19 protein-coding genes are annotated in these 15,743 nt (G+C 65.5%); 12 read left to right on the top strand and 7 right to left on the bottom strand.

The genetic code is table 11. The features are described from left to right. The 4 genes from mgtE to ACO05L_RS07145 all read left to right on the top strand — a co-directional run bounded on the left by mgtE (position 1) and on the right by ACO05L_RS07145 (position 4,367). A complete protein-coding gene (mgtE, locus tag ACO05L_RS07160; protein WP_421731474.1) occupies positions 1–1,410 on the top strand; it encodes a magnesium transporter in 1,410 nt (469 codons plus the stop codon). A 64-nt stretch (positions 1,411–1,474) separates the two neighbouring features. After that, positions 1,475–3,178 carry a lysozyme gene (locus ACO05L_RS07155; RefSeq protein ID WP_421731473.1) on the top strand — a complete coding sequence of 568 codons (1,704 nt, stop codon included), beginning with the start codon at positions 1,475–1,477 and terminating at the stop codon, positions 3,176–3,178. Positions 3,179–3,262: 84 nt separating this feature from the next. Then, positions 3,263–3,451 (top strand): DUF3008 family protein, encoded by a 189-nt coding sequence (locus ACO05L_RS07150; RefSeq protein ID WP_421731472.1) that lies wholly within the window; start codon positions 3,263–3,265, stop codon positions 3,449–3,451. A 139-nt stretch (positions 3,452–3,590) separates the two neighbouring features. Further along, positions 3,591–4,367, top strand: a complete 777-nt coding sequence (locus tag ACO05L_RS07145; RefSeq protein ID WP_421731471.1) for an exopolysaccharide biosynthesis protein — start codon at positions 3,591–3,593, stop codon at positions 4,365–4,367. Between the two features lie 258 nt (positions 4,368–4,625). Here the strand turns inward: ACO05L_RS07145 and flaF are convergent, their stop codons facing one another. Together flaF and flbT are read right to left on the bottom strand one after the other, a co-directional pair. After that, entirely contained in the window at positions 4,626–4,991 is a 366-nt protein-coding gene (flaF, locus tag ACO05L_RS07140) for a flagellar biosynthesis regulator FlaF (protein WP_421731470.1), read from the bottom strand. Next, the gene (gene flbT, locus ACO05L_RS07135) at positions 4,954–5,376 is read right to left on the bottom strand and encodes a flagellar biosynthesis repressor FlbT (RefSeq protein ID WP_421731469.1); all 423 of its coding nucleotides are present in this window, start codon (positions 5,374–5,376) and stop codon (positions 4,954–4,956) included. Before flbT ends, flaF begins: the two co-directional genes overlap by 38 nt. A gap of 137 nt (positions 5,377–5,513) precedes the next feature. Here flbT and ACO05L_RS07130 point away from each other — a divergent pair, with 137 nt between their 5' ends. The 8 genes from ACO05L_RS07130 (at position 5,514) to ACO05L_RS07095 (ending at position 10,946) form a co-directional block, all read left to right on the top strand. Further along, a complete protein-coding gene (locus ACO05L_RS07130) occupies positions 5,514–7,316 on the top strand; it encodes a tetratricopeptide repeat protein (RefSeq protein WP_421731468.1) in 1,803 nt (600 codons plus the stop codon). A gap of 80 nt (positions 7,317–7,396) precedes the next feature. Further along, positions 7,397–7,864: a hypothetical protein gene (locus ACO05L_RS07125; protein ID WP_421731467.1), complete on the top strand. Its 468-nt coding sequence runs from the start codon at positions 7,397–7,399 to the stop codon at positions 7,862–7,864. Next, positions 7,861–8,061 (top strand): hypothetical protein, encoded by a 201-nt coding sequence (locus ACO05L_RS07120; protein WP_421731466.1) that lies wholly within the window; start codon positions 7,861–7,863, stop codon positions 8,059–8,061. The genes ACO05L_RS07125 and ACO05L_RS07120 overlap by 4 nt, the downstream gene beginning before the upstream one ends. A 266-nt stretch (positions 8,062–8,327) precedes the next feature. Then, on the top strand, positions 8,328–8,687 hold the full coding sequence (locus tag ACO05L_RS07115) for an AtpZ/AtpI family protein (RefSeq protein ID WP_421731465.1): 360 nt from the start codon (positions 8,328–8,330) through the stop codon (positions 8,685–8,687). 4 nt (positions 8,688–8,691) lie between these two features. Then, on the top strand, positions 8,692–9,480 hold the full coding sequence (locus tag ACO05L_RS07110) for a F0F1 ATP synthase subunit A (protein ID WP_421731464.1): 789 nt from the start codon (positions 8,692–8,694) through the stop codon (positions 9,478–9,480). A gap of 58 nt (positions 9,481–9,538) precedes the next feature. Beyond that, complete coding sequence (locus ACO05L_RS07105; protein ID WP_421731463.1) at positions 9,539–9,763, top strand: F0F1 ATP synthase subunit C; 225 nt, start codon at positions 9,539–9,541, stop codon at positions 9,761–9,763. A 77-nt stretch (positions 9,764–9,840) separates the two neighbouring features. Then, positions 9,841–10,434 carry a hypothetical protein gene (locus tag ACO05L_RS07100; protein WP_421731462.1) on the top strand — a complete coding sequence of 198 codons (594 nt, stop codon included), beginning with the start codon at positions 9,841–9,843 and terminating at the stop codon, positions 10,432–10,434. Further along, complete coding sequence (locus ACO05L_RS07095) at positions 10,431–10,946, top strand: F0F1 ATP synthase subunit B (protein ID WP_421731461.1); 516 nt, start codon at positions 10,431–10,433, stop codon at positions 10,944–10,946. The genes ACO05L_RS07100 and ACO05L_RS07095 overlap by 4 nt, the downstream gene beginning before the upstream one ends. 62 nt (positions 10,947–11,008) lie before the next feature. On the opposite strand, the gene ACO05L_RS07090 is transcribed toward ACO05L_RS07095, so the two are convergent. The 5 genes from ACO05L_RS07090 to gcvH form a co-directional block, all read right to left on the bottom strand. Beyond that, a complete protein-coding gene (locus tag ACO05L_RS07090; protein ID WP_421731460.1) occupies positions 11,009–11,461 on the bottom strand; it encodes a DUF6789 family protein in 453 nt (150 codons plus the stop codon). A 162-nt stretch (positions 11,462–11,623) separates the two neighbouring features. Continuing rightward, positions 11,624–12,028 carry a PGPGW domain-containing protein gene (locus ACO05L_RS07085; RefSeq protein WP_421731459.1) on the bottom strand — a complete coding sequence of 135 codons (405 nt, stop codon included), beginning with the start codon at positions 12,026–12,028 and terminating at the stop codon, positions 11,624–11,626. A 265-nt stretch (positions 12,029–12,293) separates the two neighbouring features. Beyond that, entirely contained in the window at positions 12,294–13,865 is a 1,572-nt protein-coding gene (gene gcvPB, locus ACO05L_RS07080; protein ID WP_421731458.1) for an aminomethyl-transferring glycine dehydrogenase subunit GcvPB, read from the bottom strand. A gap of 11 nt (positions 13,866–13,876) precedes the next feature. Next, positions 13,877–15,223, bottom strand: a complete 1,347-nt coding sequence (gene gcvPA, locus ACO05L_RS07075; protein ID WP_421731457.1) for an aminomethyl-transferring glycine dehydrogenase subunit GcvPA — start codon at positions 15,221–15,223, stop codon at positions 13,877–13,879. A gap of 144 nt (positions 15,224–15,367) precedes the next feature. Further along, complete coding sequence (gene gcvH / locus ACO05L_RS07070) at positions 15,368–15,733, bottom strand: glycine cleavage system protein GcvH (RefSeq protein ID WP_421731456.1); 366 nt, start codon at positions 15,731–15,733, stop codon at positions 15,368–15,370. Between the last annotated feature and the right edge of the window lie 10 nt (positions 15,734–15,743).

The following is a 15,743-nucleotide window of genomic DNA, read 5'->3' as shown; positions in this document are numbered from 1 at the left end:
GTGAGCGACACCACCGCCACTCTCGACCCTGACGTCATCCCTCTCGAAGATCACGAGGCGCTGGACGAGGACTATGTCCTGACGGCGTCCTTCGTCGAAAAGGTCGTCGACGCCTCCGACGACGGCGACGGCATGCGGCTACGGTCGCTGCTGGAAGACCTGCACCCCGCCGACGTCGCCGACCTGATGGGCTTCCTGACGGCCGAGCACCGCGCCGTGGTCGTGCTGTGGCTGCCGCCCGAATTGCTGGCCGACACCCTGCCCGAGCTGGACGACAGCATCCGCGAGGAGGTGCTGGAGCGGGTTCCCCACCTGACCCTGGCCGAGGCGCTGCAGGAACTGGACTCCGACGACGCCGCCGCCGTGGTCGAGGACCTGGAGGACGACCAGCGCGAGAAGGTCCTGTCCGCCATGCCGGCGCCAGACCGGGCGGCCATCGAAAGCTCTCTGGGCTATGCGGAGGATTCCGCCGGTCGGATGATGCAGCGCGAGTTCATGGCCGCGCCTGCCTTCTGGAACGTCGGCGACACCATCGACCATGTGCGCAATCAGGGCGACGACCTGCCCGAGCTGTTCTTCGACATCTATGTCGTGGACCCCATGAACAAGCCGATCGGCGGCCTGCCGATCAGCCGCCTGCTGCGCGCGTCACGCGATGCGAAGCTCACCGACCTGATGGAGCCGATCAACGAGATCGCCGTCGATCAGGACCAGGAAGAAGTCGCCTATATCTTCGAGAAATATCACCTGATCTCAGCCCCGGTCATCGACGCAGGCGGCCGCCTGGTCGGTCAGATCACCGTCGATGACATCGTCAACATCATTCAGGAAGAGAACCGCGAGGACATCCTGCGTCTGGCCGGTGTGTCGGACGAGGACCGCGGTTCGTCCGTCAGCGAGATCGTGCGCGGTCGCGTGCCGTGGCTGACCATCAACCTGGGCACCGCCGTTCTGGGGGCCATGGTCATCTCGTGGTTCGAGGCCACGATCCAGGAGATCGTCGCCCTGGCCATCCTGATGCCGATCGTCTCGGCCATCGGAGGCAATGCGGGCACCCAGGCCCTGACCGTCACCGTGCGCGCCCTGGCGACTCGCGAACTGAACAGCTCCAACGCCACCCGCACCTTCTTCCGCGAGCTCCGGGTCGGTTTGGCCAACGGTTTCGTCCTCGCTCCCTTGATCGGCGTGGCGGCAGGGCTGTGGGCTCAGGACTGGCGGCTGGGCATGGTCATCGGTTCGGCCATGGTGCTGAACCTGCTTGTCGCGGCTTCGGTCGGGACGCTGACGCCGGTGACCCTGTCCAAGCTGAAGTTCGACCCGGCGGTTTCGTCGGCGGTCTTCGTCACCGCCACGACCGATTTCTTCGGGTTCCTGATCTTCCTGGGTCTGGCCAAGATCGTCCTGACCTGAGGCGTCCGAGCCCGCTTTCGGGTTTCCCCGTTGTCCCGCCACGCCCATTTGACTGGCCCAGCGCTTGCTCCTTCCCGTACAGGGCGAGCGCGCCTGTATCGATTTGGGTCAATCCACCGTGTCCGAACCCGTCATGAAGCGTCTGAAGGTCTCCCGCGAGGGCATCGTGCTCATCAAGAGCTTCGAGGGCTTTCGTCCGCGCGCCATCCGGCGTGAGGACGGCAGCTGGATCGTCGGCTATGGCCACACCCTGTCCGCCCGCGAAGGCGCCAGCGTCAGCGAGGCCGACGCCGAACTGCTGTTGCAGTACGATCTCCTGCCCGTCGCCCAGGCGGTGAATGAGACGGTCGGCGAACAGGTCAACCAGCACCAGTTCGACGCCCTGGCCAGTTTCGCCTTCTCCGTTGGGGTGGAGCGCTTCCAGTCGTCCGACGTGCTGGAAAGGATTCGCGCCGGCTTCTCGAGCGAGGCCGCGGACGCCATGGTCGGCTGGCCCGAGCCCGCTGCCCCTGAAGCCGCCCTGCGTCGCCGCGCCGCCGAACGCGCCCTGTTCGTCGCCGATCCGGCCTCGCCCGTGGCGCTGGCCGATCTGCTGTCCGCCCCCCTGCCCCCTCCCCCCGTGGCTGCAACTGCGCCCCCGGAGGCCCCGCTATCCGCTGAAGCCGCCACCGCCGAGGCAGAGCCTGCCGCCGATCAATCCGCTGCCGTCGATTCGCAGCAGACGGCGCAAGACGCCCGCGCCGCCGCCGTCGCGCATCTGCTTGAGGCGCCCGCAAGCCTTCGCGGCCCGGTCGCCGAACCGGGACAGCCAGTCGAACAGGAAGCCTCTCCCGAGCCGGACCCGGTGGAGATCGCCGACCAGCCTCATCTCGACACCGCGCCTGAAGACACGCCTCAGGCGGCTGCACCCGAGCCGGCAAGCGCCAGTCAGGCGTCCGCTTCCAACGACGATCACGTCGCAGACGCGGACACCGAAACTGACAGCGCTCCCTCGCTGGCGAGCCAGACCAGCCCTGACGCCAATCCCGCGATCAGCTTCCCTCCGCTGGAGTTCCAGCGTTACGCCCCCTACGGCGCGGCCAGCTTCGGCGCCCTGCCGGGCATAGAGCCCCTGATCGTGGCTGCGCCGAAGGCGGCCGCCTCGCCCTTCCCGCCCATTGAGGCCGATGAGCCGGCCGCGCTGTTGATCGACTTCGCGGCCACAGGCAGCTCCTCCTCTGAAGCCGTACCCGAAGCGGGGGCCGCTGCAGTCATCGCGATCGACACCGCTGCAGACCAAGAGGTCGCGACGGTCGTTGCCGAGGCTCCGAGCGCCCCAGCCGAGGCGGATATACTCGGCGCCAATGCAAGTCCCGCGGTCGAGCCCCTCATTCTCACGCCTTCGACCGACACCCCGTTCGGCGCCATGGGCCGCCTTGTCTGGCCCGAGGAGCAGCGCGACGGAGACGCGACGGCTCAGTCGCCACTGTTCGACGAGGACGCCATCCTGCACCGCAGCCTCGGCCCCGTCGTACGCCCCGAGATGATCGATCCCGAGACCGCCGACCGCTTCAGCTGGGGTGAAGCCGGGGCCTATCTGCTGATGGGCGGCTTCGGTCTGGTGTCCTTCGGTATGTCGATGGCGGCCTTGCGCCTGGCGTCACAGCAGTCATCAGAATCCGGCGACACCACCATGATCGCAGGCGTCCTGTTCGTCATCGGCGTGGCTTGCGTGGGTGTCTCGACCTACAACCTCTATCGCCGGTGGGGCCGTCCGAACGCGGACTGAAGCCAGGTCCCTGAGGCGAATCGCAGCGCGTTCAGGAACGCGGCTGGGTCGCGACCGTTGGCCTTTCTCGAAAGGAGAGGCCCCATGCCTGCAAAGTCAGCCGCTCAACAAAAGGCCGCCGGAGCCGCCCTGTCGGCCAAGCGTGGCGACACGCCCAAGTCCGATCTCAAGGGCGCGTCCAAACAGATGGCCCAGTCGATGACCGAGGCTCAACTCGAGGATTTCGCCCACACCAAACGCAAGGGCAAACCCGAGCACGTGGCCAAATCCTGATCTCCGTATCGGGCTCTTGGACGCACAGGTGCGGCAATATGGACGCGGGCGCATCATTAGGGTTCACGACCGCTGGCGTGTCATCATCTACGCCCCTAAATGACCCTCGGGCCGGTTTGGCGGCCAGCCAGACCTCCGCATGTCCCTGATCGAAACCCCGCCGCCTCTGCATCGCACCTTTTCCCAGGTGCTAGAGGACCTTGGCGTGTCCGATGAGCCCACCCTGTCGATGAACGAGGTCGTCGAGGCTTTCGGCGACCGGGGTCTGGGCGCACTGATCCTCGTGTTCTCCCTGATGGCCCTGTTCCCCTGGCCTCCAGGCGGCAAGGCGATATTCGCCATTCCCATCATCCTGATGTCGGTGGAACTGGCGTTTCAGCGCAACGAGGTCTGGATGCCGCGATGGGCGCTCAAGGCGTCGCTCAGCCGGCCGGCGTACGCAGGTTTGATCTCGACGCCCTTTGCGGCGCCCGCCTGGCTGCGGCGCTGGGTTCTGACACGGAAGATCAAGGTCGGCGCGGGGCCAAACGCGCCCCAATATATCTTTGCCCCACGGGTTCGTCGCGCCGTTCGCCGCAGACCCCGAGGTCTGAATTTCATCCGGCTGCTGCGCGCGGTCGAAAGCCTCACCCGACCCCGCCTGACCCTGTTCACGGGTCCGATCAGCGAAGTCATAATCGGCATACTTTGCGTCCTTCTGGCCGTCATCATGGCCATGCCGGTTCCGCTGGGCGACATGCTGCCCGGCCTGGCCCTTATTTTCTTCGCGCTGGGCGTGATGCAGAAGGATGGCGTCGCCGTTTTGGTCGGCCTGTTCTTTTCAGCGGTCACAGGCGGCTACCTGCTGCTCATATGGAAGACGGTCGTCGAAATCGGCGAGCATCTCCTCGGGTGGATTTCCCGCCTTTTCGGCTAGAGCCAGCGCACAAAAAGGGCCGCCGGGTTGCCCCGACGGCCCTCATTGTCTGACCGTATACGGCCTGACCTTAGCAGCCTGAAAGGATCAGGCCCGGACCTCGTGGGAGGACCAAGCTTGGGTCACCGTACGGGTTTGGGACAATGAGATCACTTGATCACCTCCTTTCGACTGTTGAACAGGACGTTGAAGGTAGGACCGCTTCGCGCGTTTCGCCAATGCCGCTCGCGGATAGTTTACCGCTGGCGACCGGCCGCCTCAGGCCGCCGCCTGGGACATCCCGCCGGACAGGCCCTGCATGATCGAGCGATTGATGTCGATCAGGGTCTCGAAATCCCCGTCGCCACGCATGATGTCCGACGAGTGCCGGTTCACGAACAGGCTGATCGAAATGATCTGAGCCCGCAGAGGCGCAGCCATGGCGTTGTCGGCATCCGAACAGTCGGTCGACAAGACCGACCAAAGCCGGCGGTTCCAGTCCAGGGCGTCGATTCGCGTCTTGATGTCGGAACGATCGACCGTGGCCGCGTGCATCAGCGCGCGGGTGACCTGGCCGAACAGGCGGTATTCCAGCTCACGCGGAGACTCATTGCGCGTCGCCGCCTGTTTGTACGCCTGAAGCATGCCCCAGCCTTTGCTCTTCGTATTCAACCAGTTTTCGCGCCGTCATCAGCGCCTTGTAATATTCGCGGGCCAGTACGTGCTTGGACACCGCGACGCAGTCGATCAGCACGTCGGGATTGCGGATCGCGCCCATGAACTCCGACAGGCGCAGCACGAACTCGTCATAGACTTTCGGCGCCGAAGTCTCGTCCAGGTACATCATCATGACCGGGAAATAGATCCGCTTGGCCGGGCTGTTGACGTCACTCAGCTGCATGATGTCCTTCTCGCGCAGGACACTGGCCTTGTTCTGCAGGATCAGCACGCCACGGCGATCGCCGTTCTGAACGACAGCGCCATTCAGAACGAATTTTTCGCCGGGTTTGAGCGACAGCTTCAAGGGCATCTGAGCGAGGTCTCCATCGGCCCGCGTCGCATCCATAGAAGGACCGGGACCAACGCAGGTTAAACAGCCGTGGTTAACCGTCTCTTGTGATCCCGCGGGCAGTTTGTCGGTCTCTGGATTTGTTCGAGCCGCCCACGATGACCGCAGCCGCCGCTTTCGATCACGACCCTGTCTCTTCGACGATCGGAATGCCTCGCCCGTCCCTGGGAACCGAAGCCGGCGACGCGGCGTCGCCCGCCGCCATCAGCCGCCTGGCCAAGGCCCTCGCCGGCGCTGGCCAGAGCGCCGGCCAACGCAAGGCGAACGACCGGCTCAAGACGGCGATGGCCGCGATTCGCCAGGGGGACTACGAGGCGGGCGTCCGGCGAACCTTGCAGGTGCTCAAGATGGACCCCGCAAACGGTCCAGCCTGGCACATCCTGGCCATCTGCCAGGAAAAGAGCGGAGCCCTGACCCAGGCCCTGTCTTCCTATGAAGCCGCCCTGAAGCTGTCGCCCGACAACGCGCTCATCACCCACGACCTCGGTCGTTTGGCCCTGCGCCTCGGCATGACCGAAATCGCGGAAAAGCTGATCCAGAGGTTTCTCTCGGTCGAACCTGGACACCTCGAAGCGACGAACAACCTCGCCTGCGTCTATCGCGATCAGGAGCGGTACGACGAGGCCGTCGATACGCTCAAGACCATGCTCCAGATCGAGCCTGGAAGTTCGATCCTCTGGAACACCCTGGGGGCCGTGCTCTCAGATCAGGGACGAATGAAGGAGAGCCTGGTCTTTTTCGACGAGGCTCTGCGTCTCGACCCCGGCCTGGCCAAGGCTCAGCACAACCGCGCCAACGCCCGACAGGCCATGGGCGACGAAGCGGGGGCCCTGGAAGATCTGGAGGCCGCAATCCCGGGCGCCGAGACCGATTACGAGCGGGCGATGATGCAGATGGCCCGCGCCATGGCGTTGATGGCTCTGGGTCGGCTCAAGGAAGGCTTCGAAGCCTACGAAGCACGGCTGGACCCCGCCATGCCCAAGGCCATGCGGTTCGTGATCGACTGCCCCCGCTGGGATCCGCAGACGCAGGACATCGCCGGCAAGCGGCTGCTCGTCGTCGGCGAGCAGGGCATCGCCGACGAGATGGTCTTTGGCGGAGCCCTTCAGGACATCATCGATGCGGTCGGCCCAGAAGGTCAGGTCTATGTCGCCGTGGAGCCGCGCTTGGTGGCCATGTTCCAGCGCAGTTTTCCGAGCGCGGTGATCGGGGGACACCTGACGGGCCGCCCCAAGGGCCGGTTGGCCCGACTGGCCCCCTTTGTGGATGAGATCGCCGCCCGGGAAGGCCAACTGGACTTCTGGACGCCGATGGCCAGCCTTCTGGCCGTGTATCGCACCGACCTGTCAGCCTTTCCCGACCGCGAAGGCTACCTCGCGCCGGACGCGGCCAAGGTCGATTACTGGAAGGCCGAGCTGGAGAAACTCGGGCCCGGCTTCAAGGTCGGACTGCACTGGAAAAGCTCCCTGCTGACCGGACCGCGAGCGCGGTATTTCGCCGGGCTCACCGCCTGGGAGCCCGTGTTGAAGACGCCCGGGTGCCTGATGGTCAATCTGCAATGCGGCGATATTGATGAGGATATGGCGGCGGCCAAGGCTGCGGGGGCCACGATCTGGACCCCGCCCATCGACCTGCGCAATGATCTCGAGGACCTCGCAGCCCTGTCCAGCGCGCTGGATCTGGTGGTCGGTCCCGGTATCGCAGGGGTCAATATTGCTGCGGCGACCGGAGCTCGGACCTGGCTGATCTACGCGCCCGACGACTGGCATCTGCTGTCGACAGATCATTACCCCTTCTATCCGCGGGTACGGATGTTCGGCACCGGCAGCTTTGACGGTTGGCCCCGCGCCATGGCGGAGATCCGAGAGGCGCTCGATCAGCAAGTCGCCCTCAGAGGCTGATATTTCGGCGCGCTGAGCCGGCTTGCCGACGGAACACGCGTCTGCACCGGCACGTTGGGTCTTCGAACAGGGAGGCCTTCATGCCCGATATCGACAACAGCCCCGACGATCAGGACCAGTCCGAAGTCTTTGACGAGGACAATTTCGATCCCAGTGAGACCGGCGGCGTCACCAACGAGTTCAAGACCTTCGAGGACCTGCCGGAAGTTCTGGACGTCACCCGCGCCGATGGCGACGGCGACGAGGAGGAGTTCGATGAGGACGACCTCGATCTGGACGGCGAGCTGGGCGCCGAGGGCGTAGAGCCGGACGCAGACGCTCAGTACGGCGAGGACGGCCTGCGTCTGAACCAGATTGACACCGAGAGCGATGGCGGCCGCAGCGAAGGCGAGGTTGAGCTGGTCTATGCTGGCCTGCTCGAAGACGTGAAGGGCGCCCAGGCCAGTGCAGCCCACTGGGAAGCCAAACGCCTGTCTGACGACGACATAGCGGGCCTGGGCTACGGCCCGGACGGAGACAACGAAACAGCGGAGGAGGAAACGCGATGAACGACCACGCCAAGATCAAGGAAGATTGCGACGTTGAGACCCCCCACGCCCGTCGCGCGACGCCGGAGACCGGCAAGCCTGACCAATTGAAAGAGGCGGATCGCAAGGCTGAGGACCGCCAGGAAGCCTTGATTGACGAAGGCGTCGAAGAGACCTTCCCCGCCAGCGACCCGGTTTCGGCCAAACGGATCACCTGACCCGGCTGCAGGTTTCGCCTTGAGCGCCACAAAGGCCGCCGGTCGCCCGACCGGCGGCCTTATTCGTGCGCGAACACGAACTGTTGCAGCGTCGCTTCGTCACGCCTACCCCCAAATGACGAAATCATGTTTGCGAACATAGCTTTAGAGCTAAAAAGGCGCACCTTGACCAAACCCCCCCTCGCCTATAGGTTCCGCGCCGAATTCAGACCCGTTCCGGCCCTTCGCTTTTTGCGGAAAAAGTCGGGGCGCTGAGCACACAACCCATGTCCCAGCCTACGGAATCGCGCGAAGAGGCGATCAAACGCCTCACCGAAAGCGCATCCGCTCTGGAGGCGCGCACCGCTCGCGAGGTTTCTCAAGACGCGGCGGGACAGGCAGCGGCCAGTCAGGCTTGGCGGATCATCGCCGACCTGCTGGGCGGCGTATTTGTGGGCCTGGCGCTAGGGTTCGTAGTGGACAAGCTCCTGGGCACAAACCCGTGGGGTCTGATCGGCGGGGTCCTTCTGGGCTTCGCCATCTCGATTTGGATGGCCTGGCGGACCGCGCAACGGATCACGGCCCAGGCTAAGGCAAGCGGAGTGGAGCCCAAGTCGGTTCCCTTCGACGACGAAGAAGAAGACTGAACGCATGGCCGATCCGCTCCACCAGTTCCAGGTTACGCCGATTGTCGATTTCGGCACAGTGACCCTGCCTGTCATCGGCACGCAGCAAATCGCGTTCACGAACTCGCACCTGGCGATGAGCATCGCCTTCGTCGTGATCGTCCTGTTCCTGCAACTCGCCACCTCGGGCGCCAAGGTCGTTCCCGGCAGGCTTCAGGCCGCTGGCGAGCAGATGTTCGGCATGATCGATGGCGTCACCGACTCCATTATCGGTCACGAGGGCCGTAAGTATTTCCCGTTCGTGTTCAGCCTGTTCTGCCTGATCCTGGCGATGAACCTGCTGGGCATGTTCCTGTCGTTCACGGCGACGTCGCAACTGGCCGTCACCGGCACCTTCGCCCTGATCACCATCCTGCTGGTCGTCATCATCGGCATCGGCAAGCATGGCCTGGGCTTCTTTGGCCTGTTCTGGCCGTCCGCCGCCCCTCTGCTGCTGCGCCCCGTCGTCGGCGCGATCGAGTTCCTGTCCTTCCTGCTGCGTCCGGTCACCCTGGCCCTTCGTCTGTTCGGCAACATGCTGGGCGGCCACGTCGCGCTGAAGATCTTCGCAGGCTTCGTCGTCAGCCTCGGCGCCATGGCCGTCACGGGCGAGAGCCTGGGCCTGTTCGCCCTGCCGATCGCGGCCCTGTCGATGGTCGGGGTTGTGGCCCTGACCGCCCTGGAGTTCCTCGTGGCCTTCCTGCAGGCCTTCGTGTTCGCCGTTCTGGCCGCCATCTACCTCAATGATGTGGTCAACCTGGGCCACGGCCACTAAGGCCCGTCCCAGTCCTTTCAACCCAACCCTGAACCCTCAGAAAACTAGGAATAGAATCATGGACGCTGAAGCCGCAAAATACATCGGCGCCGGCCTGGCCACCCTCGGCATGATCGGCTCCGCCATCGGCGTGGGCAACATCTTCGCCAACTTCCTGAACGGCGCGCTGCGCAACCCGTCGGCCGCCGGCTCGCAAGTCGGTAACCTGTTCGTGGGCGCGGCTCTGGCCGAAGCCCTGGGCATCCTGGCCTTCGTGCTCGGCATCCTGATCCTGAACAGCTAATTCTTTAGTTGCTCCCCAGCGGCGACGCCCCCTGACCGGGGTGTCGCCTCTTTGCTGAAATTTCGCAGACGGACACCATGGTCGCTCCCGTACCCACCGACATTCATGGCGAGACGCACGCCACGACCGAGGCCGCAGGCCACGGTGAGGCTGCATCCGGCGGCCTGCCCCAGTTCGACACCACGGTGTGGGCTGGCCAGATCGTCTATCTGCTGGTTCTCTTCTTCGTTCTCTACCTGCTGATCGGCAAGGTCTTCGCCCCGCGTATCCGCCGGGTCATGGGCGAGCGCGAGACCTCCATCTCCAGCGCCATCGCAACCGCCCGCCAGGTCCAGGCTGAAGCCGCCGAACAGGCCGCCGCCGCAAAGGCCGAGGTGGAAAAGGCCCGCGCTGATTCCCGCGCTGCATCGGCCGCCGCGAAGGCCCGCATCACCGACGAGACCGCCCGCCGCAGCGCCGAGGAAGAAGCCTCGGTCAACGCCCGCATCTCCGAGGCCGAAGCCGCCATCGCCAAGACCCGCGACGCCGCCATGGTGAACGTTTCCTCGATCGGCGCCGACACGGTTCGCGCCATCGTCGAGCGCCTGACCGGCGTCGCCCCGACCCAGGCCGAGGCCGACGCCGCTGTCGCCGCCGTGGCGACCACCGCCCGCACCGCCGGAGCCGCATGATGGAATTCTTCAACCCCCACCTCTACGCGCTCGACAATCCCGAGCTGTGGGTCGCCGTCGGTCTGGCGATCTTCTTCGGTATCCTGGTCGTCGCCGGCGTGCCCAAGCTGGTCGCCGGGGCGCTGGACGCCAAGGCCAGCAAGATCCAGTCCGAACTCGACGAGGCCGCTCGCCTGCGCGCCGAGGCCGAGGCCCTGCTGGCCCAGATCCGCAAGGAAAAGGCCGAGGCCGAAGCCCAGGCCGCAGAAATGCTGCGCGCCGCCGAAGCTGACGCGCGCATCATGGAAGCCGACGCCAAGGCCAAGCTGGAAGAGACCCTGGCTCGCCGTCAGGCCGTTGCCGAGCGTCGCATCGCCCAGGCCGAGCAACAGGCGACCGCAGAGGTCCAGGCCGCTGCTGCAGACCTGGCCGTTCGCGCCGCCGAACAAATCCTGACCGCCCGCGTTTCGGGTCAGAAGAGCGATCCACTGCTCGACGCCGCAATCAGCCAGATCGGCGCGCGGCTCAACTAGTCACGTCGACCTTCGCAAGGACGACCAAAGCCCCGCCGGTTCTCCGGCGGGGCTTTTTGCTGTCAGTGCGCCGGGATGGTGCCCGCCGCCATGGCCTTGGCCGCACGCTTCTCGCGATCGACCAGGCCGCCATAGACGTTGCCCATCACCAGGCCGAAGACGACGTTGGTGATCAGCAGCCAGGCGATGGTGCCGAAGCCATCGCTGCCGGCGAAGACCGACGGATCTCCGAACAGGAAGATCCCCGTCATCAGCAGGACGAAGGCGCCTACCGCGAAGGCGATGCCCTTTGTGGCCCAGGTATCGGTCGGCAACCGTGGGCACAGGATGCCAAACAGAGAGCCGAGCACCAGCGTGCCCATCAGGATGTGAGCGATCCAGCCCACGGCCAGATTGCCCTCCATGCCGATCATGAAGGCGACGATACTGGGGAATGAGGTGAACCAGGGTCCACCCAACAGATTGACCGCCTCAAGCACCGAGACCACCACAGTAGCGGCCAGTCCGGCGATCATGCCCTTTTTTACGCGTGACATCATAACGATAGCGCCTCCCAACGCTGTCTTCGCTTCCGATAACGCAGGGAGGAGCATACGCCTGTCCGGCGATTGTAATGCTATCTTGGGTTCACATTGCCGTGCTTCGCAACCGCGATGACGCAGTGCGAAAACATGGGTTCAGCCGAAGAAGCGACGCTTCGTGCGACGGATGCTGCGACGCAGCCGCGCCAGGCGACGGTGGGTCCGCTTCAGCACCACCTTTTCGGCCCGCAGAGCCTGTTGCCAGAAGACCGGCGCGATTTCCGGGTTCTTACGCAGCAGGCGACGGAACGGATAGACATAGCGCGGACGGGCGTACTGGGCGCGGATGAACTGCCGCTTGGCCCAATAGGAGCTGCGCAGCACCAGGATCAGACCCAGGGCGATGACCGGAATCCCGCCCGGACCGGGCAGCGGCGCGATCAGAATGCCCGCCACGATCACCAACAACCCGACAATCAGCATGGCGCTCCGCTTCATCATCTGAAGCAGATTGCCGAGCGCGCCGGGCTGGAGATCGGAAAGAGGGTTCGCGAAAGTCATCAGGTCGCCGAGGTGGGTATGCAGTCTGTTCTGGACAACGCCCCCGGATCGTTCCGGGTCCACGGCAAGGGCGATTGACCCCTACCGTGGCGACCTTGCCACAAGGGTGTTTACAATCTGCTTCGGCGGCTGAACCAAGGCAGACGGGTGAAGGATTTGTAAGCCCGCACACTCGGCCATCGCCCGTGTCCGAATAGACACAGAGCGTGGGCCTGCCCCCTGCCCCGCGCCGCCTCCTTGGGCGAACGCGGAACCTGGCGACCGGCTATTCTGCGGCGATGTTCGTGCCTTCAGGCGCCGTCCAGCGCAGGATCGGCGAACGGGCGGCGCGGGTCTCATCCAGGCGCTTCAGCGGCGCATGGAAGGGCGCGCCCTTGAAGCGGTCCACATCACCCGCTTTGGCCGCTTCCGCCAGCAACCGCATGGCGTGGATAAAGCGATCCAGCTCCTGCTTCGACTCCGTCTCGGTGGGCTCGATCAGCATGGCGCCGTGGACGACCAGGGGGAAATACATGGTCATGGGGTGGAAACCCTCGTCGATCATCGCCTTGGCGAAGTCGAGCGTGGTGATGTCCGTGCCTTTCAGCCATTCGTCGTCGAACAGGGCCTCGTGCATGCAGGGGCCGTCGGGGAAGGCCGCGCTCATCAGGTCGCCCAGGCGAGCCTTGATGTAGTTGGCGTTCAGCACCGCGTCCTCGGCCACCTGACGCAGGCCGTCCGAGCCGTGGCTCATCATGTAGCTGAGGGCGCGGACATACATGCCCATCTGGCCCTGGAAGGCGCACAGACGGCCGAAGGCCTGGGCGGCCTCGTCTTCCTCACGCTCGACCAGCTTGAAGCCGTCGCCGGTGTTCACGACCCAAGGGGCGGGCGCAAAGGGGGCCAGGGCCGCCGACAGCACCACCGGACCCGCGCCCGGCCCGCCGCCGCCGTGGGGCGTGGAGAAGGTCTTGTGCAGGTTGATGTGCATGGCGTCGACGCCCAGGTCGCCAGGGCGAACCCGGCCCACGATGGCGTTGAAGTTGGCGCCGTCGCAATAGAAGTAGGCGCCCGCTTCGTGCGTCAGGCGGCTGATCTCCAGGATGTCGCGCTCGAACAGGCCGCAGGTGTTGGGGTTGGTGACCATGATGGCCGCCACGTCCGGCCCCAGCTTGGCGGCCAGGTCGGCGACGTCCACGCGGCCGTCGTCGGTCTGGGCGACCTCGACGACGCTATAGCCGACGAAGGCGGCGGTGGCCGGGTTGGTGCCGTGGGCCGAGGTGGGCACCAGAACCTTGCGGCGCGCCTCATGCTCGCCCGAGGCCTCATGCGCCGCGCGGATGGCCATCAGGCCACACAGCTCGCCATGCGCGCCCGCCTTGGGCGACAGGGCGACCGCAGGCATGCCGGTCAGGGTCGTCAGCCAATGGGACAGGGCGTCCATCAGCTCCAGCGCGCCCTGCACCGTCGACTGCGGCTGCAGCGGGTGGATGTCCGAGAAGCCCGGCAGACGCGCCATCTTCTCGTTCAGACGCGGGTTGTGCTTCATCGTGCACGAGCCCAGCGGATAGATGGCCAGGTCGATGGCGTGGTTCTTTTGGCTCAGACGCACATAGTGGCGCATGGTCTCGGGCTCGGACAGGCCCGGCAGGCCGATCGGGTCGCGGCGAACGAGATCGCCCAGATCCGAGCCGTCGATCTTGGGCTCGGCCAGATCGACGCCGGTCTTGCCCCAGCCGTCGCTCTCGAAGATCAGGTGCTCGTCCTGCAGCAGGCCGCGCGCGCCGGTCAGGGTCGCAGGCTTCGAAGTCACGGCGTTCGGGGCGGTCGGGCGGCCGACGGTGTTCATGGTGCTCATGGTCATCTTCCTCAGGCGGCCAGGACTTTGGAAAGGGACTTGGCGAGGATCTGGATGTCGACATCCAGCGTCGTCTCGGTGGCGGCGACCAGCAGCACGTCGTCCATGCCCGCATCGGGGGCCAAGCGGCTGTAGGGCACGCCCGCCAGCACATGGTGGTCGGCCAGGGTCTGCACGACCTCGGCCGCATTCTTGGGCAACCGCACCGCAAACTCGTTGAAGAAGCGCGGGGTCAGGATTTCGACGCCGGGGATGGCGGCCAGGGCGTCGCGGGTCGCCAGCGCCTTCTCGTGGTTCAGCAGGGCCAGCTTGCGCAGACCCGTCTCGCCCAAGAGGCTCATGTGGATGGTGAAGGCCAGGGTGCACAGGCCGGAGTTGGTGCAGATGTTCGACGTCGCCTTGTCGCGGCGGATATGCTGTTCGCGGGTCGAGAGCGTCAGGACGAAGCCGCGCTCGCCGTCGGCGTCGACGGTCTCGCCGGTCAGACGGCCGGGCATCTGGCGGATCAGCTTCTCACGACAGGCGAACAGGCCGACGTAGGGTCCGCCGAAGTTCAGGGCATTGCCGATCGACTGGCCCTCGGCGGCGACGATGTCGGCCCCCATCTCTCCCGGCGACTTCAGCAGGCCCATCGAGACGGCCTCGGTGACCACGACGATCAGCAGGGCGCCGGCGGCGTGGGCGGCCTCGGCGATCCTGGTGACGTCGGTCGCCGTGCCGAACACGTTCGGGGTCTGGACGACGACGCAGGCCGTGTCCTTGTCGATGGCGTCGATGACGGCGGCTTCGGCGTCGACGGCGGGGACAAGCGCCTCGGTCTCGACGCCAACGGCGTGAACCACGGTCTCGGTGGCGCGGACATAGTGGGGGTGGACCCCGCCCGAAATGACCGCCTTGTTGCGGCGCGTCACCCGCGTCGCCATCAGCACGCCCTCGGCCATTGCGGTCGAGCCGTCATAGAGCGAGGCGTTGGCCACCGGCATGCCCGTCAGGTTCGCGACCTGGGTCTGGAACTCGTACAGGTACTGCAGGGTGCCTTGCGCGATTTCCGGCTGATACGGCGTGTAGCTGGTCAGGAACTCGGAACGCTGGATGACGTGATCGACCGTCGCCGGGACGTGGTGCTTGTAGGCCCCTGCCCCGCAGAAGAAGGGCACCGACCCGGCCGAGGCGTTCTTGCTGGCCATGGCCGACAAGGCCCGCTCGACCTCCATCTCGCCCGCCACGCGCGGCAGGTCGACAAAGCCTTCACGGCGCGCCGCCTGGGGCACGTCCACGAACAGGTCGTCAATGGATTTGACGCCGATCGCGGCCAGCATGGCCTCACGGTCGTCGGGGGTCAGGGGGAGGTAGCGCATATTCTGTTCCGCTCATCCCGGCGAAAGCCGGGACCCAGTGTTTTGGGCGATCGATCGCGTCGATCCAAAGAGTGCCGCTCACCCCACGCACCCTGCCTCGCGAAAGGACTGGGTCCCGGCTTTCGCCGGGATGAGCGGTTGATACTAAAGCGTGGCCAGGAAGGCGTCGTAGGCGGCCTGGTCCATCAGACCGTCCAGCTGGGACGCGTCCGAAACCTTGATCTTGGCGAACCAGCCGCCGGCCTGAGGCTCGGCATTGACGGTTTCAGGCGCGGTCGACAGGGCGTCGTTGGCCTCGACCACCTCGCCCGAGACGGGGGCGTAGACGTCCGACGCCGCCTTGACGCTTTCGACGACGGCGAAGCTGTCACCCTTGGCGAAGGTCTTGCCGACTTCGGGGACTTCAACGAACACCACGTCGCCTAGGGCGTCGGCGGCGTGTTTCGAGATGCCTACGGTGGCGACATCGCCGTCCAGGCTGACCCACTCGTGATCCTTGGTGAACTTCATGGCGTGATCC

It is taken from the genome of Brevundimonas sp., from assembly GCF_965227765.1.
GTDB lineage: Bacteria > Pseudomonadota > Alphaproteobacteria > Caulobacterales > Caulobacteraceae > Brevundimonas.
This window is presented reverse-complemented; position numbering and strand designations above follow the sequence as displayed.

Coding starts and splice junctions, on each gene's coding strand:
- ACO05L_RS07150 (WP_421731472.1), top strand. CDS start 3,263: ATGCCTGCAAAGTCAGCCGCTCAACAAAAGGCCGCCGGAGCCGCCCTG.
- ACO05L_RS07145 (WP_421731471.1), top strand. CDS start 3,591: ATGTCCCTGATCGAAACCCCGCCGCCTCTGCATCGCACCTTTTCCCAG.
- flaF (WP_421731470.1), bottom strand. CDS start 4,991: ATGCTTCAGGCGTACAAACAGGCGGCGACGCGCAATGAGTCTCCGCGT.
- flbT (WP_421731469.1), bottom strand. CDS start 5,376: ATGCCCTTGAAGCTGTCGCTCAAACCCGGCGAAAAATTCGTTCTGAAT.
- ACO05L_RS07130 (WP_421731468.1), top strand. CDS start 5,514: ATGACCGCAGCCGCCGCTTTCGATCACGACCCTGTCTCTTCGACGATC.
- ACO05L_RS07125 (WP_421731467.1), top strand. CDS start 7,397: ATGCCCGATATCGACAACAGCCCCGACGATCAGGACCAGTCCGAAGTC.
- ACO05L_RS07120 (WP_421731466.1), top strand. CDS start 7,861: ATGAACGACCACGCCAAGATCAAGGAAGATTGCGACGTTGAGACCCCC.
- ACO05L_RS07115 (WP_421731465.1), top strand. CDS start 8,328: ATGTCCCAGCCTACGGAATCGCGCGAAGAGGCGATCAAACGCCTCACC.
- ACO05L_RS07110 (WP_421731464.1), top strand. CDS start 8,692: ATGGCCGATCCGCTCCACCAGTTCCAGGTTACGCCGATTGTCGATTTC.
- ACO05L_RS07105 (WP_421731463.1), top strand. CDS start 9,539: ATGGACGCTGAAGCCGCAAAATACATCGGCGCCGGCCTGGCCACCCTC.
- ACO05L_RS07100 (WP_421731462.1), top strand. CDS start 9,841: ATGGTCGCTCCCGTACCCACCGACATTCATGGCGAGACGCACGCCACG.
- ACO05L_RS07095 (WP_421731461.1), top strand. CDS start 10,431: ATGATGGAATTCTTCAACCCCCACCTCTACGCGCTCGACAATCCCGAG.
- ACO05L_RS07090 (WP_421731460.1), bottom strand. CDS start 11,461: ATGATCGCCGGACTGGCCGCTACTGTGGTGGTCTCGGTGCTTGAGGCG.
- ACO05L_RS07085 (WP_421731459.1), bottom strand. CDS start 12,028: ATGACTTTCGCGAACCCTCTTTCCGATCTCCAGCCCGGCGCGCTCGGC.
- gcvPB (WP_421731458.1), bottom strand. CDS start 13,865: ATGAGCACCATGAACACCGTCGGCCGCCCGACCGCCCCGAACGCCGTG.
- gcvPA (WP_421731457.1), bottom strand. CDS start 15,223: ATGCGCTACCTCCCCCTGACCCCCGACGACCGTGAGGCCATGCTGGCC.
- gcvH (WP_421731456.1), bottom strand. CDS start 15,733: ATGAAGTTCACCAAGGATCACGAGTGGGTCAGCCTGGACGGCGATGTC.